Below are 16,450 nucleotides of genomic sequence, written 5' to 3'. Positions count from 1 at the left end.
AAAGGAGGTAATTCTCATGTCAAATACGAAAAGAACAGGACAAACAGCCCTTTATGAGCGTTTAAGTCGTGATGATGAAATGCAAGGAGAAAGTAATTCCATCACCAATCAAAAGCAGCTACTTGAAAGCTATGCCAAAAGAAACGGCTTTATAAATATTTATCACTATACTGATGATGGAGTAAGCGGAACAACCTTTGATAGAGAGGGATTTCAAAAGATGATAAAAGCAGTAGAAGAAAACAAAGTATCTACTGTGATAGTAAAAGATATGAGTAGGTTTGGTAGAGATTATCTCAAAGTAGGTTTTTATACCGAAATACTTTTCAAAGAAAAGGGTGTAAGATTTATTGCCATCAATAACGGAATAGATAGCGAAAAACAAGCAGAAAGCGACTTTACCCCATTTCTAAATATTATGAATGAATGGTATGCAAGAGATACCTCAAGAAAAATACAGTCTATCTTCAGAGCAAGAATGGAAGAAGGTAAAAGAGTATCTCCAAGCGTTCCATACGGCTATTATAGAAACCCTAAGAACAAACAGCAGTTACTTGTCGATAAAGAGAGTGCAAAGGTCGTAAAACGCATTTACCATCTTGTTATAGAGGGATATGGAGTAACACAGATAGCAGATATACTAACCAAAGATAAAGTCCTTATTCCATCAGCCTATGCAGAAATACATTATCCTGAAAATAACCATAGTTCTAAGAAAAGAGGAATAGAAGACCCGTATTTTTGGACACCGACCACAATAGGCTATATCTTAGAAAAAAGAGAATATATGGGTCATACTGTTCTTGGTAAAACAATATGCGTTGATTACAAAACTAAGAAACGCAGAAAGGCAAAAGAAGATGAACTCATTATCTTCAAAAATACCCATGAAGCCATCATTGATGAAGAAACATGGAATAACGCCCAAAGGCTAAGAAAAACAGTAAGAAGAAGTCCGAAGTACGGGACAACCTCACACCCATTTACAGGGCTTTTAATCTGTTCAGATTGTGGAGGTAAATTAAGCTACAGAGAGCCGGCAGAACATAAAGAAAAGAAATACGATAGTGATTACTCTTTTGTATGTCAACATTACAGACATAGAAAAGGCACTTGCAGTATGCACTACATCAAAGTAAAAACAGTAAATGAAATTCTCCTAAAATCAATCAAAGAAATCACAGACTTTGCCAAAGAAGAAAAGCAAGAATTCCTAAAAGTGATGAACAAATTATCCGATGAAAAAAGAGAAGAAAAGTATCAAGGAGATAAAGAGAAGTTAGAAAAACTGTCATCAAGAAATGCAGAACTAACAACCCTTATTACAAAACTGTATGAAGACCACGCACTTGGAAAAATTCCCGTAAAACATTTTGACAGATTATTTAATACCTATGATACAGAGCAACAAGACTTGGAAAAACAAATACAGTATTTTGAAAATGAAATAGAAAGCTATCATCAGAGAAAAGTTGACACCGATAAATTCTTAAAAATGATAGAAAAATATACAGATATTGAAGAACTGACAGTACCAATGATAAATGAGTATATAGAAAAAGTTGTAGTCCACGAAGCAACAGGAGGAAGAAAAGGGAAAGACAGAAAACAACAAGTTGATGTGTACTTTAACTTTATAGGCAACTGTCAAGTGCCACAGAAAGCTGATATAGAAAAAATGGCTTAAAAATGGTATAATATTAAATAATATAAACAAAAAAAGTTTAAATTTAGAGGTTTTGGAATATGATATTTCATGAATTTGGTGATAAAAAATTTCCACATATATTATTAATACACGGCGGAGGTAATTCCTGGTGGAATTATCTTCGACAAGCTCGTATATTATCCGATAAATATCATGTAATTTTACCAACACTTGATGGTCATGGAGAAGAATATCAAAAAGAGTATATTTCAACTGAAAATTCCGCACATCAAATTATGGACTATATAAAAAACAATTGCGATGGAAAATTGTTTGCTGTGGGAGGTGTTTCTTTGGGAGGTCAAATTGCCATTGAGTTATTATCGCTAAATAGTGATATAGCTCAGAAAGCAATAATAGATGGTAGTATTTGTATTCCTCAGCCAAATTTATCACGAATTAGTACGATTGTTGTAAAAATATTTGGAAAACTTATGTTTAGTAAATCAGCCAGCAAAATTCAATTAAGTTTGATGAAAAAAATTTATCCTAATATGGCTTATCCGGAAGAGATAGAAAATTATTATATGGAAGATATGCCAAGATTACCAATGAAAACATTAGTGAAAATGTATAAAACATATATGGGAAAGTATAGATTGAAAGAAAGTATTACAGAAAGCAAAGCACAGGTTCTATATATTTATGGCGAGAAAGAAATGCGTTGTGTTAAGGAATCAGCTAAACTATTTCAAAAAATGCATCCTGATTGTATTCTCTACGAAGCTAAAGGTTATAATCATGGATATTTATCAGCGTATTTACCATTAGAGTGGATAAAACTGGTTAATCAATTTTTAACTAATTGATAATTTAATAAAAACTAACACAGAACAGTAAATCAAAAAAGGTTTACTGTTTTTTTCTTGCTCAAAATTAAGAAGAAAGGAAAACAGAAAATGAAAAATATAGATGAAAAAATTTTAATGGCAGAAGAAGAAATCAAGCAGTTACAAAACAAAAGAAAGAAACTCATCAGTCAGCAGAAACAGGAAGAGAGAAAAAAGAGAGATAGACGCCTTTATGAAAAAGGAGGAGTCTTTGAAAGTATCTTCACCGAAAGTAAAGATTTTACCAAAGATGAATTCTATCAGCTAATCACATTTCCGAATATAAAAGAGTTAGTAAATCAAAAAATCAAGAAAATTATAGAGAGCAGAGAACAAAGCGAAAATCAAAATACAGAAAACCAAGAGGAAGAAAGCGACACATAGGAATAGTCCCTTGTTTACAAGGGCGCACTTATACACCCTAAAGGGTGTGTGCGTTCTCCGAAGGCTCTTGCAGAGAGCACATCAGCCAACGCTGATACAGGGGAGCTACACTCCCCTACGGAAATAAATTTCCTACCCCGTGTGTACTTCCAAAAAGAAATCGGATAAAAAACTATCCGATTTTTTTAGGAAGTCTTATCCATCGCCACATAAAAGTATCAGAAAAACGAAAGGGGGTTTTTAGCTATGGCGATATATCATCTCAGTATAAAGATTATATCAAGAGGCAAAGGGAAAAGTGCAGTTGCGGCAGCTTCCTATCGCAGTGGCGAAAAGATAAAAAATGAATATGATGGCATAGTCCACGACTTTACAAGGAAAGGCGGAATAGCCCATACCGAAATTTTATTGCCACGAAATGCACCACAGGAATTTGCAAGTCGTTCTGTCTTGTGGAACAGTGTTGAGAAAATAGAAAAAAGTAAAAACTCACAGCTTGCAAGAGAAATCGAAATTGCCTTACCCAAAGAACTGAGTAGAGAAAAACAGATAGAGCTTGTAAGGAAATATGTAAAAGAAAATTTTGTGAAAGTCGGTATGTGTGCCGATGTTGCTTTGCACGATAAAAATGACGGAAATCCACACGCACATATCTTACTTACCATGCGACCGTTAAACGAAGATAAAACATGGGGAGCAAAATCAAAAAAAGAATATATCCTTGATAAAAACGGAGAAAAGATAAAACTCAAAAACGGCAATTACAAAACAAGAAAAATCAATACAACCGATTGGAATGAGCAAGAAAAAGCGGAAGAGTGGCGAAAAGCATGGGCAGACATTACAAACAAATATCTTGAAGAAAACAGCATACAGGAAAAAGTAGACCATCGTTCCTATCAAAGACAAGGAATAGAGCAAATACCGACCATTCATTTAGGAGAATCAGCAACACAAATGGAGAAGAAAGGCATAGCTACAGACAGAGGAAATATTAACCGAGAAATCAAACATCAAAATGCGATTTTAAGAGAAATCTCAAGAAGAATAAAAGCCTTGTTAAATTGGATAAGAGGAATTGGAAAAGAAGAAACAGCAGAAACAGAAAACATAAAATCCACCATCCCACCAAAAGAAAATCTACTATCCATTTTTGAAAATCTTATCAATCAAAACGCAGATAGCAATAATGCAGACTTAGAGAAATATATTGAGAGTTATCAGCTTCTTAAAGATAAAAACATCACTTCCATATCTGAACTGAAAGAAAGCATAGTTACTTTAAGAGATAAGAATTACAAGACCACAAAAGCTATCAAAGACATTGAAAAAAGAATTGATGATAAAACACAGCTTATCGACCAAGCCGAGAAATATTTGAAACATAAAGATATCTACAAAGCCTATACCAAATTAAAGAAAAGCAAACAGGAAGATTTTTATAATGAGCATACTGCAGAGATTATTCTATTTGAGAGTGCCAAGAAATATCTGAAAGAGCATTTAGGTGAAAGTAAGACCTTAAATATATCCAAGTGGAAATCAGAGGCTAGCACTTTGAAGAAAGAGAAAAAGAGCCTATACAATCAAATATTAGAAATACGAGAGGAAGTTAAACAAGCTGAAAGTGTTAGAAGCTGTATAGAGAAATTACTACAAGAAAACAGAGGACTAACACAGGTAAAGAGGAACGAGTTAGACCTATAAAATTGAGTGAAAAAATGGTATAATATCAAATAAGTATTTGATTTTGGAGGTGTTTAAATTCATGGATGAAAGAGAGAAAATCATTCGTTTATGTAAATGATAAACTAAAAGTGGTCCAATAATCGATTAATTCTAATCGAAAAATGGTCCACTTGTTTTAGTTTGTACTCCGTATGTAAAGTATAGGTACGGAGGTATGTGAGGTGATTAAATTAATGGATAAGAATGCAATAATAAGACTTAAAAATCAAGGATATTCAAATAGAGAAGTATCTAGAATACTTAAGATTAATAGGAAGACTGTAGCTAAATATTGGAATAAGTACCAGGAAGATGTTAAGAATTTAGATAATCCTAATTTAGATAGAGCATTAGTTCAAGAAGAAATTGCCAAGGCGCCTTCCTACGATTCTTCTAATAGAAAGAAGATCAAATATACAAAAGAAGTAGATGAGTATCTTGATCAGATTTTAGAAAGTGAGAAAAGAAAGGATTCTATCTTGGGTAATCATAAGCAAGCTTTAAGCGTTGTTCAGATTCATAAGATGATTGTTGATAAGGGTTTTGATATATCTTATCCTTCAATAGCAGTTTATGTTAGAAAGAAAAGAGAAGCTTCTAAAGAATGCTTCATTAAGCAAGTATATGATTTTGCTGATAGGTTAGAATATGACTTTGGTGAACTTAAGCTTGTAATCGATGGCAAACTTGTTAGTTTAAATATGGCTGTTATGAGTTCCCCAGCATCTAATTTTAGATGGGCTTATCTATACACAAGTCAAAATCAAGATGTATTCTTTGATTCACAAGTAAGATTTTTTAATATGATTGGAGGAATGTATAGAGAAATAGTCTATGATAATATGAGAAATGTTGTTAGTAAGTTCATAGGTAGAAATGAAAAAGAACTTAACCCAAGATTAATAGAGTTTGCCAACTACTATGGCTTTTCAGTCAATGTAACCAATTGTTTTTCAGGAAATGAAAAAGGTCATGTTGAAGGAAGTGTTAGGATAATTAGAAAGAATGCTTTTTGTGAAAAATACGAGTTTGATTCAATTGATCAAGCACAAGAGTACTTAAATTCTAAACTTATCCAGTTAAATAAGGACTCTAAGATTAATGAGGAAAAGAAACACCTTCTAGTCCTAAGACCTACTTATGAACTATCAAAAGTATCTTTTGCTAAGGTAGATAAGTATTCTTTAATACAAGTTGATAAAAACAAGTATTCACTACCAGATTACATGGTAGGAAAAACTGTTCTTGTTAGAGCTTATGCTAGGGAAATTAAAATATATGTAAATGATAAACTTCTAGCCGTTCATAAAAGAAAAGATGGTGCTAATGAATATAGCATTGACATCACTCATTACCTAAAATCATTAGCACGCAAACCAGGTGCAATTCGTAATTCTCTCGCCTTAAAAAGTCATCCTGATTTAAAAAACATCTTCGATAAATACTTTACCTCTAACCCAAAGAAGTTCATAGAATTAGTAGAGCTTAACAAAGATAAGGATATTGATCAAATAGTTGATATCTTAAATAACTATTCTAACACTAAGAAAGAACTTGATGTATTAGATATAGTGAAAACCGATAAAAAAGAAGCTGACATAGAAATAAAGGCAAGAAAAATAGTTGCCTCCTATGACTGCCTTGTAATTGGAGGCTAAGATGAATATTAAAGAAGCTTCTAACATACTTAAGCTCTCTTATCTAAGAGAGTCATATGAGGATTTAATAGAAGAATCATCAAATCTAAACTTATCTAACGAAGAATTCTTAAAACTTTTCTTAGAAAGAGAGGTAGAAAGAAGGAAAAACAACGGCATAGCAAGAAGAATAAGAAATGCCAAATTTATCAACAAGAAATTCTTAGAAGACTTTGATAAAACAAAATATTCTTTAGAACTAAACAAAAAATTTGAATATCTTGAAACACTAAAATTCATAGATAACAAAGAAAACATAATCATGATAGGAACACCTGGTTGTGGTAAAACTCATTATGCAACTGCCTTAGGTATTAAGGCATGTATTGCTGGAAAGAATGTACTATTTACCTCTGTTCCTAACCTTGTGATAGAACTACAGGAGGCTATGAGTAAAAATCAAATTACTAACTACAAGAAGAAATTTGAAAAATATGACTTGGTGATCTTAGATGAGCTAGGTTATGTTTCCTTTGATAAGATAGGCTGTGAGATTCTTTTTAACCTATTATCATCTAGAAATGATAAGGGTTCGATAATTTTAACAACGAATTTAAACTTTGAAAGATGGGAGGAAGTTTTTAAAGATCCTATGCTTACTGGGGCTATAGTAGATAGACTTGCTCATAGGGCCCATATTATGGATATGTCTAGAGAAAAATCTTATAGGATGGAAGATACAATGGAGTGGTCAAAGAATATATGAAATATATGTAAAAAGTCTTTCCCCTAGGGGAAAGGACAAGTGTGGTCAATATCTTTACTATATGTGGACCACTTTTCGATAATAACTGTGGACCAATTTTCGGTTGACATTTACAGTTTATGGTTTGATATGTGGCTTACACAAAAAGACTTAGGAATAGATGATATTTTTTCAGATGATGTGATTTATATTGAGAGTTGGTGTCCTAAGTATGAAAATCTGCAAACAGTAAAGCACTGGTTTAATGAGTGGAATACAAGAGGAAAAGTTCTTGCGTGGGATATAAAGCAATTTTTTCATAAGGATAATCAAACTATTGTAGAATGGCACTTCAAAAATAAAATGAATGAGGGGAAAGTTGAAGAATTTGACGGTATCTCTTTGATTGTTTGGACAGCCGATAATAAGATAAAAGCATTGAAAGAGTTTGGTTGTAATTGTAACAACTACAATCCTTACAAAGAGAGTGAAACACCATTATTTAGAGATGAAAAAGCAAATTGGTTTTAGGAGATAGAATATTGATAGAAAGTAGACCTGAGTTTGACAAAATTACATCGTTTGATGAGTTTAATAAATACTATTGGTATCGTGAAGAACTTTCACGGATATACAAGTCATTAGGATTAGAATACAGAGGTACAAAACAGGAACTCAATTATATTATTGAGCAGTACTTTAAGGGTGATTTGATTAAAAAGTCATCAATAAAAAATGAAAAGAAACAAGTAGAAACTATTACCTTAGATACTCCATTACTTGAATGCGGGTTCTCCTTTAACACACATTTCAGAGAGTATTTCTCAATTTTAACAGATGTTTCGCCATTTAAATTTACTGCTGATATGGCTACTGCTTGGAGAAAAGTAAAAAGAGAAAATGATTTGAGTTTTACAATTCAAGATATGCTAAAAGTTTATTATGGAAAATCAAATTATGCGAAGTATGATAATTCAGTTTGTCAATGGAACCAATTTTTAAAGGATTTCTGTGCAGACAAAAATAGTTGCAAATATTCGAACAAATTAAAAGTAGCCTCTATTCTTTGGAAAGAAGTCAGAAATTCAAAAAATGAAAAAATTTATTCAAAGAATCTTTCGACTGAATATGCAGATAAGATAAAAGAGTATTGCAGGTAGGATATTTTTAGCTTGCTAAACTAACAAGTCAATAAAAGCTAACACGAAAGCAGTAAATCAAAAAAGGTTTACTGTTTTTTATTTGCCTAAAAATGGAAAGGAGGATACATGGAAGAAGAAAAAAGAAAAATACAAGTACCACCACATAAACAGTTGATAATGGATATTGGAAAGACAAAATATACTGTAAACCTACATTTTAAGCAAGGTACAGGGGAAACATACAAGGATAAAATACTAAAGCTAATCAAGAGAGAAACAGAGAAGATATAAATTTGTCAAAGAAATTTTGTTTATGTCCTTGACAAATCTTTCCAAAAGGCACACTCGTGTTAGAATGTGGAAAAATGCTCTATGAAAATGGATATGACATAAAGATTTTAAATACAATAAACTTTAAAAAATCCATGAAATACAATCCATTTGCCTATTTGAGAAGTGAAAAAGATATTTTAAAGCTTGTTCAAACCATAATTGCTAACACCAAGGGAGATGGAGAAAAGGCAGGAGAAGATTTCTGGGTAAAAGCTGAAAAGCTCTATTACACTGCCCTTATCGGTTATATATATTATGAAGCACCAGAAGAAGAAAAGAACTTTAAGACTCTTTTGGATATGATTGACGCAAGTGAAGTTAGAGAAGATGACGAAACCTATATGAACCCAATTGATAGGCTCTTTGAAGCTCTTGAAAAGAAAGATCCAAGTCATTTTGCAGTCAAGCAATATAAGAAATATAAACTGGCAGCAGGAAAAACTGCAAAATCAATTTTAATATCATGCGGAGCAAGACTTGCACCTTTTGATATAAGAGAACTTAGAGAACTAATGAGTGAAGATGAATTAGAACTTGATAAAATTGGAGATAGAAAAACTGCTTTATTCGTAATAATATCAGATACAGATGATACCTTTAACTTTGTAGTTTCAATAATGTATTCTCAACTATTTAATCTTCTATGTGATAAGGCAGATGATGTGTATGGTGGAAGACTTCCAGTTCATGTTAGGTGTCTACTTGATGAGTTTGCAAATATAGGATTAATTCCTAAATTTGAAAAATTGATTGCAACAATTCGTTCAAGAGAAATATCGGCAAGCATAATACTGCAAGCACAATCTCAATTAAAAGCAATCTATAAAGACCATGCAGATACAATAGTTGGTAACTGCGACTCTACACTCTTTTTAGGAGGAAAAGAAAAAACAACAGTAAAAGAATTATCTGAAACCTTAGGAAAAGAAACCATAGACCTATATAACACATCAGAAACAAGATCCAATCAAAAATCTTTTGGTCTAAATTACCAAAAAACTGGCAAGGAACTTATGAGTCAAGATGAAATAACTGTAATGGATGGCGGTAAGTGTATTTATCAGTTAAGAGGAGTAAGACCTTTTCTATCTGATAAATTCGATATTACAAAGCATAAGAATTACAAGTTGTTGGAAGATTATGATAAGAAAAACTTGTTTGATGTGGAAGAGTATTTAACAAATAGAGATAAAATAAAAATAAACAGGAACAGTTTGATTACAAGATTATGAATTAAGCCTAGGATAAAAATATTTTTGGTATAATATCTATATAAACCATGGAGGTAGGCATATGAGGTCTTATGAAAGTAAGGAAGAATTAAAAAATGAGATAAAGAAAACTTTTGGAAAATATATTTCAGAGTTTGATAATATCCCAGAAGAATTAAAAGATAAAAGAGTAGATCAAGTTGATAGGACACCAGCTGAAAATCTTGCCTATCAAGTAGGTTGGACAACTTTAGTTTTGAAATGGGAAGAAGATGAAAAAAAGGGAATTGAGGTTAAAACGCCATCTGACAAATTTAAGTGGAATCAACTTGGAGAATTGTATCAATGGTTTACAGATACCTATGCTCATAAATCGTTAAAGGAATTAAAAGAACAACTATCACAGAATATAGAAGATATTTACTCTTTGATAGATAATCTTACAGAGGAAGAATTATTTAAACCACATATGAGAAAATGGGCAGATGAAGCAACAAAAACTGCAACTTGGGAAGTATATAAATTTATCCATGTAAATACAGTAGCACCATTTGGAACATTTAGGACTAAGATTAGAAAATGGAAAAAACTTAATAATTTTGTGAATGTAATTAAATAATAAGGTTGGTGCTTTAATTGAATTATGAAAAATTTAAAAAAATAATAAATAGAAAAACCTCTATAATAGTATTAGATACAAATGTAATACTTGACTTAGCTCGATATTCATTATACAGTAGCAAAAACATATTAGAAATTTTCAAGGAGTGTAAGGATTTAATATGGATTCCGAATCAAGTGTATAAAGAATTTAATAAAAATAAATATAGCGTATTCGGACAATTGAAAAAAAAGTATCAAAATTTTGAAAAAGATTTACTAAGAGTAATTGAAAGGAGTCAAAAAAATTTAGAGAGTGTCTTGATTAAATCATCTAAATATAATTATTTTGGAAGAAAAAATTTGGAGAATGATTTAAATAACAAGTTAGTTGAATTAAAACAAATAATCAAATCTTATAAAAATAGTGTTGGTATTGAATATGATGAAATAACAACAGATTCTCCTGAAATAATTAAAGATATAGATAATCTTATTTCATATTTAGAAAAAAATAATAGGATAGGTAATAGGATAAGGTTTAGTGAACAATTAAAAATTATTAGAGAGGGTGAACTTAGGTATAAATATAAAATTCCGCCTGGATATGAGGACATTAATAAAGATGGAGTTGAAAAATTTGGAGATTTATTTGTTTGGAAAGAGATATTAGATTTACCAGTTGAAAAATCAGTAAAAGATATTATTTTTATTACGAATGATATAAAAGAAGACTGGTGGAGTAAGGATAGTCAAGATAATTTAGTAGTTCACGATAAATTATTAAGTGAATTTAAAGAAAAAAATCCAAATGTAAATATTGAATTTTTAACAACAGGAATGTTTCAGAATTTCGCTTCAAAAGTATATGATAGATATGATTTTAATGTTTATGTAGATTTAAATAGAAAAGATGTGTCATATGTAGAAAGAGTAAAACAAGATATTTCTAATGATATAGTTGACAGTATTTATAATAACAACTATTATTATCTAGAATCGTATGTTATTGGAAGTGAGGGTATTGAAGAATTAGATATAAATAATTGTGAATTCAATGAGATATTAGATACTTATGAAGAGTTTACAGACGAGATTGTTAGTATAACTTATGAGCTAGAATATTTAATAAATTTAAGTTGTGTATCCTTTGATTATTGGGGACGTGATGATGATACAAAAGAAGTCATACAATCACCACCAATAGAACAAGAATTTAGTGGAAGTGTCATAGTTAATGTCACAAGATTAATTAATAAAGATGATATCGAAGAAGATTCTTTTTATATTAATAATGATAAAGAATATACAGATATTGAAATAATTGAAATTCAGATAGATCAAGATTCTATAAACAAAAATGAAGAAGACTACGATGACTCTTATTTAGAAGAGGAGAATTACAATAATGATTATGCATTTATTTGCTCTAAATGTGGAAAGGGATTTAAGGATAGGCGAGAAGATGTAGGTGGTATTTGTCGAGATTGTTCATTTAATGATTAATAATATAGGATATTTTATTAAAGCAGTAATTATAAAGTTTACTGCTTTTTTTATACTCAAAATTAGGAGGTTAAGATGTTAAGGATAAGAGCTCCTACTTAGAACAATTTAATAAGGAATAATGTATAGCGATTGGAAATAAATAGATCCAGTCGCTTTTTTAATTGAAATTTATAGATTAAGGAGAAGAAATTAATGGATAGAGAAATGATAAATATTAATGCAAATTTAGTTAAGGAAGCTGAATTTTCAGAATTTGAAAAAGATGGAGAAAGTGTTCAAGTAGCTAATTTTGCTCTTGTAAAAAAATATGGAAAAGGCAAAGAATATACAAATTGCTCAGTATATGGAGAAAAGGTAGAAATTGCAAAAGAATTTGAAAAAGGAGATCTGATCCATGTCTTTGGATATTTCAAAGAAAACAAAAAAGGAGATAAGGTCTACAAGAATTTTATAGTTAAATCACTAAACAAAATAGAAAATAAGAAAGAAAACGAGGAGGAATAATATGGAATTTTTTACAGCTGGAGTTGGAGTTTTAAAAACACTTGTAACTGCAATTGGTGCAGGTTTAGGAGCATGGGGAGTTATTAACTTAATGGAAGGTTATGGTAATGATAACCCTGGTGCTAAATCTCAAGGTATTAAGCAGCTTATGGCTGGTGGAGGAATTGTACTAATCGGTATTAAATTAATTCCACTACTTGCAAATGTTTTAAATTAGGAGAAAGTCTATGTTTGGTATCTTTGACAAGCTAACTGAATTTTTTAAGGATATGCTACTCGGAGGTATCAAAGCAAATCTTGAGTCCATGTTCTTAGATATAAATGACAAGGTAGGAGTTATTGCAACTGATGTTGGTAAAACACCTATGGGTTGGAATGGAGAAGTATATAACTTTATAAAAAACATTAATGATAATGTGATTGTTCCAATAGCAGGTCTTATCATAACAGCAGTTTTATGTATTGAACTCATAAATATGGTTATGCAAAAGAATAATATGCACGATACAGATACTTTTGAGTTTTTCAAATACATTATAAAGATGTTTATAGCAGTCTACCTTGCAAGCCATGCCTTTGAATTTTCAATGGCAGTCTTTGATGTGGCACAAAATCTTGTAAACAAAGCGGCAGGGGTAATCACTACTTCTGCCACTGTTTCAGGAGATCAAATAGTTGCTATGGTTGATACATTAAAAGAAAAAGATGTTGGTGCATTAATAATGATATTAGTTGAAACAAGCCTTGTAAGGATTGCAATTCAATGTATATCTTTAACTATTACCTTAATAGTATATGGGCGTATGTTTGAAATATATGTCTACTCATCAGTATCATCCATACCATTTGCTACTATGGGAAATAAAGAATGGGGTCAGATTGGAACAAATTATATCAAGGGACTTTTTGCCTTGGGACTACAAGGTTTGTTTTTGATGGTATGTTTAGGTATCTACACCGTTTTAATAAGAACGGTACAGATTACAGATATTCACGCAAGCTTGTTTAGTATATTAGGATATGCTCTACTACTTGGACTTATGATGTTTAAGAGTGGAACAGTTGCGAAAATTATTATGAATACGCACTAGGAGGAATAAATGTTAAAAAAGAAAAATTGTGCTTTATTGGGACTTGGAATTTTATTGGGAGGAACTTATGAGATCTTAAAAGAGAAAAAAAGAAATGAAGAGATTAGAAACTTAAAGAAAAGAATAAATAGACTCGGTAGATGTCACAATGAATTTGTTATGTATCAAGGAGAATACAATGACAGAAATTAAGAAAAACAAGAAGAATTAGAAGAAAGAATTAGCTACCTAGAAGAGGAAACAACATCTAATTATGACCATATACTTGAACTTTCCAAAGAAGAAGTAGAGGGAGATTAAAATGGCGTATGTACCAATACCAAAAGATTTGGACAAGATTAAAACAAAGGTTGCCTTTAACTTAACTAAAAGACAACTTATAGGTTTTTCTGTGGCAGGACTAATTGGCATACCAACCTATTTATTTATGAAGAAATATCTACCTAATGATGTTTCAATCATTGTAATGCTAATAGTAACCCTGCCAATCTTTTTTATAACCTTATATGAAAAAGATACTTTAACTTTTGAAAAATATTTTAAATTTTTCTATCTTCATAAGTTTTATCAACCAACTAAGAGAATAAGAAAGGAGGCATACCTTGAAGCAAAGAAAAAAGCAAATCAGCGACTTAAATCTAAGGGAAAAACAATTAAAAAAAGACCGAAAGGAAGTAAGAAGGCTAAAAACAAAGAAAGATCCAAAAAATAGTCTTCTAAGTGTTCTTTTAAAGAAAGAGAAAAAGAGATTTACAGTTGAGGATACAATTCCATATATAAGAATGTTATCAGAGGGCATTTGCCAGTTAGATGAAAAAAATTATTCAAAGACAATTTCATTTCAAGATATAAATTACCAGTTGGCATTGGAAGAAGATAGAGATTTAATCTTTAACCAATTTGCCAACTTTTTAAATTCTTTTGATCCAAGTGTACACATCGAACTTTCGTATGTAAATCAATTAGGAAGAAATAGAGACCTACAAGATGCAATTAAAATTGCTGATAAGGGAGATTTCTATGACGATGTAAGAAAAGAGTTTAGGGAGATGTTAAAGCTTCAACTTGCAAAGGGCAATAACGGACTTAAAAAGATGAAGTATATAACCTTTACCACAGAAGCCGATAACTTAGAGCAAGCAAGAGCAAAGTTAAATAGACTTGAAGTAGATATTTTATCTAACTTTAAATCTATGGGAGTAAGAGCAGAGAGCCTTGATGGCGAAGAAAGACTAAGACTTGTTCACGATATGTTAAATCCAGATAAGAGCTTTGATTTTTCATATAAAGATTTGAAGAAGAAAGAGTCTACAAAATCACATATAACTCCCAATATCTTTAATTTTGCACCAGCAAACAATTTTAAATTTGGGAAATTCATTGGGGCGACAAGTCATTTTCAAATACTTGCAAGTGAGTTATCAGACAGAATGTTATCTGAGTTTTTAGATATTGATGACAATATTTATGTAGCTTTTCATATAGATGTAGTTGAACAAGCAGAAGCTATTAAACTCATTAAGAGAAAGAACACAGACCTGGACAGAATGAAAATTGAAGAACAAAAGAAAGCAGTTCGTGCTGGATATGATATGGATATTATCCCTTCAGATATAAATACTTTTGGAGCTGATGTTAAGTCCATGTTATCTGACTTACAAAATAGAGATGAAAGGCTCTTTGTAGTTACCATAGTAATGATGAATTTTGCTAGGACTAATCAAAAATTAGAAAATACCATTGCTCAAATATCATCAATTGCTAACAGACATAATTGTCAGGTAAAAAGATTATCTCATCAACAAGAACAGGGACTTGTTTCTGTCTTACCTATAGGAGTTAATCAAGTTGAAATAAAAAGATTTTTAACCTCATCATCAACGGCAGTATTTATGCCTTTTACAACAGAAGAGCTATTTATTGATTCGGCAAATTCCTTGTATTATGGCTTAAATGCCCTTAGCCAAAACTTGATTATGGCAGATAGGAAGAAACTAAAGAACCCTAACGGACTAATATTAGGTACACCAGGTTCTGGTAAATCTTTCTCGGCAAAGAGAGAGATGGCAAATGCAATTCTCGTAACAGATGATGATGTAATTATTTGTGATCCTGAAGGCGAGTATTCAAACCTTGTAAAACAATTTAATGGAGAAGTTATTAAAGTTTCGGCAAAGTCAAAGGACTACCTAAATCCATTAGATATTAATATGAACTATGGAGATGGGGACGCACCTTTAAAGGATAAGGCAAACTTCATAATGTCTATGCTTGAACTTGTAGTAGGAGGATCTGGTCTTACTGCTGCAGAAAAATCTGTTATAGATAGATGCTTACCAAAGATATACCAAAAATATTTTGAAGACCCTAAGCCAGAAAATATGCCAATATTAGGAGATTTATACGATATGCTCCTTTCTCAAGAAGAGGGAGTTGGTAGAAAACTCGCAACAGAAATGGAAATTTATGTTAAAGGAAGTCTTAATGTCTTTAATAATAGGTCAAATGTTGACCTAAATAGGCAACTGCTCTGTTTTGATATAAAAGAGCTAGGAACACAACTTAAAAAAATAGGTATGCTTGTAATTCAAGACCAGGTTTGGAACAAGGTTTCCCTAAATAGAGGAAGCAAGTCTACAAGATACTATATAGATGAGTTCCACCTTTTATTAAAAGATCCACAAACTGCTTCATATTCAGTAGAAATCTGGAAAAGATTTAGAAAATGGGGAGGTATCCCAACAGGTATAACTCAAAACGTAAAAGACCTTTTAACAAGTCAGGAAATTGAAAATATCTTTGATAATACAGACTTTGTTCTAATGTTAAATCAAGCATCTGGAGATAGAGATATTCTTGCTAAGAAATTAAAAATATCGCCTTATCAGTTAAACTATATTACTAATTCAAATGCAGGTGAGGGACTATTATTCTTCGGAAATACTATTGTTCCCTTTATAGATAAATTCCCTAAAGACACCATGCTATATAAGCTAATGACAACAAAACCAGAAGAAACTAAGTAGGT

16 protein-coding genes and 2 pseudogenes are annotated in these 16,450 nt (G+C 31.3%); all 18 read left to right on the top strand.

Features of this window, described 5'->3' with window-relative positions; translation table 11 throughout:
- Nucleotides 1-16 precede the first annotated feature (16 nt).
- The 18 genes and pseudogenes from BQ7474_RS06325 to BQ7474_RS06240 all read left to right on the top strand — a co-directional run bounded on the left by BQ7474_RS06325 (nucleotide 17) and on the right by BQ7474_RS06240 (nucleotide 16,448).
- On the top strand, nucleotides 17-1,687 hold the full coding sequence (locus BQ7474_RS06325; protein WP_073998091.1) for a recombinase family protein: 1,671 nt from the start codon (nucleotides 17-19) through the stop codon (nucleotides 1,685-1,687).
- Nucleotides 1,688-1,746: 59 nt separating this feature from the next.
- Nucleotides 1,747-2,517 carry an alpha/beta hydrolase gene (locus tag BQ7474_RS06320; RefSeq protein WP_035112201.1) on the top strand — a complete coding sequence of 257 codons (771 nt, stop codon included), beginning with the start codon at nucleotides 1,747-1,749 and terminating at the stop codon, nucleotides 2,515-2,517.
- 90 nt (nucleotides 2,518-2,607) lie between these two features.
- Nucleotides 2,608-2,922 carry a DUF3847 domain-containing protein gene (locus tag BQ7474_RS06315; RefSeq protein WP_023056517.1) on the top strand — a complete coding sequence of 105 codons (315 nt, stop codon included), beginning with the start codon at nucleotides 2,608-2,610 and terminating at the stop codon, nucleotides 2,920-2,922.
- Nucleotides 2,923-3,168: 246 nt separating this feature from the next.
- Nucleotides 3,169-4,629, top strand: coding sequence for a MobQ family relaxase (gene mobQ, locus BQ7474_RS06310; protein ID WP_023056488.1), 1,461 nt, complete (start codon nucleotides 3,169-3,171; stop codon nucleotides 4,627-4,629).
- Nucleotides 4,630-4,844: 215 nt separating this feature from the next.
- Nucleotides 4,845-6,308, top strand: coding sequence for an IS21 family transposase (gene istA, locus BQ7474_RS06305; protein ID WP_073998006.1), 1,464 nt, complete (start codon nucleotides 4,845-4,847; stop codon nucleotides 6,306-6,308).
- A gap of 1 nt (nucleotide 6,309) precedes the next feature.
- Complete coding sequence (gene istB, locus BQ7474_RS06300) at nucleotides 6,310-7,053, top strand: IS21-like element helper ATPase IstB (protein WP_073998005.1); 744 nt, start codon at nucleotides 6,310-6,312, stop codon at nucleotides 7,051-7,053.
- A 129-nt stretch (nucleotides 7,054-7,182) separates the two neighbouring features.
- The gene (locus BQ7474_RS06295) at nucleotides 7,183-7,563 is read left to right on the top strand and encodes a nuclear transport factor 2 family protein (RefSeq protein ID WP_143179988.1); all 381 of its coding nucleotides are present in this window, start codon (nucleotides 7,183-7,185) and stop codon (nucleotides 7,561-7,563) included.
- Between the two features lie 11 nt (nucleotides 7,564-7,574).
- The gene (locus tag BQ7474_RS06290) at nucleotides 7,575-8,192 is read left to right on the top strand and encodes an SAP domain-containing protein (RefSeq protein WP_073998090.1); all 618 of its coding nucleotides are present in this window, start codon (nucleotides 7,575-7,577) and stop codon (nucleotides 8,190-8,192) included.
- A 108-nt stretch (nucleotides 8,193-8,300) separates the two neighbouring features.
- Nucleotides 8,301-8,465: a transposon-encoded TnpW family protein gene (locus BQ7474_RS06285; RefSeq protein WP_019118571.1), complete on the top strand. Its 165-nt coding sequence runs from the start codon at nucleotides 8,301-8,303 to the stop codon at nucleotides 8,463-8,465.
- Between the two features lie 41 nt (nucleotides 8,466-8,506).
- Nucleotides 8,507-9,739: pseudogene (locus tag BQ7474_RS06280) on the top strand (VirD4-like conjugal transfer protein, CD1115 family); the annotation flags it as partial.
- 61 nt (nucleotides 9,740-9,800) lie between these two features.
- Complete coding sequence (locus BQ7474_RS06275; protein ID WP_001258251.1) at nucleotides 9,801-10,337, top strand: ClbS/DfsB family four-helix bundle protein; 537 nt, start codon at nucleotides 9,801-9,803, stop codon at nucleotides 10,335-10,337.
- Nucleotides 10,338-10,354: 17 nt separating this feature from the next.
- Nucleotides 10,355-11,824: a PIN-like domain-containing protein gene (locus BQ7474_RS06270; RefSeq protein ID WP_001105422.1), complete on the top strand. Its 1,470-nt coding sequence runs from the start codon at nucleotides 10,355-10,357 to the stop codon at nucleotides 11,822-11,824.
- A 195-nt stretch (nucleotides 11,825-12,019) separates the two neighbouring features.
- Nucleotides 12,020-12,331, top strand: coding sequence for a single-stranded DNA-binding protein (locus BQ7474_RS06265; RefSeq protein WP_000373440.1), 312 nt, complete (start codon nucleotides 12,020-12,022; stop codon nucleotides 12,329-12,331).
- A 1-nt stretch (nucleotide 12,332) separates the two neighbouring features.
- Nucleotides 12,333-12,548: a Maff2 family mobile element protein gene (locus BQ7474_RS06260; protein ID WP_012797151.1), complete on the top strand. Its 216-nt coding sequence runs from the start codon at nucleotides 12,333-12,335 to the stop codon at nucleotides 12,546-12,548.
- A 10-nt stretch (nucleotides 12,549-12,558) separates the two neighbouring features.
- Complete coding sequence (locus BQ7474_RS06255) at nucleotides 12,559-13,422, top strand: VirB6/TrbL-like conjugal transfer protein, CD1112 family (protein WP_073998089.1); 864 nt, start codon at nucleotides 12,559-12,561, stop codon at nucleotides 13,420-13,422.
- Nucleotides 13,423-13,431: 9 nt separating this feature from the next.
- Nucleotides 13,432-13,722 (top strand): annotated as a pseudogene (locus BQ7474_RS06250) (hypothetical protein).
- Nucleotide 13,723: 1 nt separating this feature from the next.
- Nucleotides 13,724-14,134: a PrgI family protein gene (locus tag BQ7474_RS06245; protein ID WP_002838526.1), complete on the top strand. Its 411-nt coding sequence runs from the start codon at nucleotides 13,724-13,726 to the stop codon at nucleotides 14,132-14,134.
- Nucleotides 14,025-16,448 (top strand): VirB4-like conjugal transfer ATPase, CD1110 family, encoded by a 2,424-nt coding sequence (locus BQ7474_RS06240; RefSeq protein WP_082187894.1) that lies wholly within the window; start codon nucleotides 14,025-14,027, stop codon nucleotides 16,446-16,448. Before BQ7474_RS06245 ends, BQ7474_RS06240 begins: the two co-directional genes overlap by 110 nt.
- Nucleotides 16,449-16,450: the final 2 nt, after the last annotated feature.

The sequence above is a fragment of the Anaerococcus urinomassiliensis genome (assembly GCF_900128425.1).
Taxonomy (GTDB): domain Bacteria; phylum Bacillota; class Clostridia; order Tissierellales; family Peptoniphilaceae; genus Anaerococcus; species Anaerococcus urinomassiliensis.
Note: the sequence above shows the minus strand (reverse complement) of the source record. Positions and strands in the feature narration are given on the sequence as shown.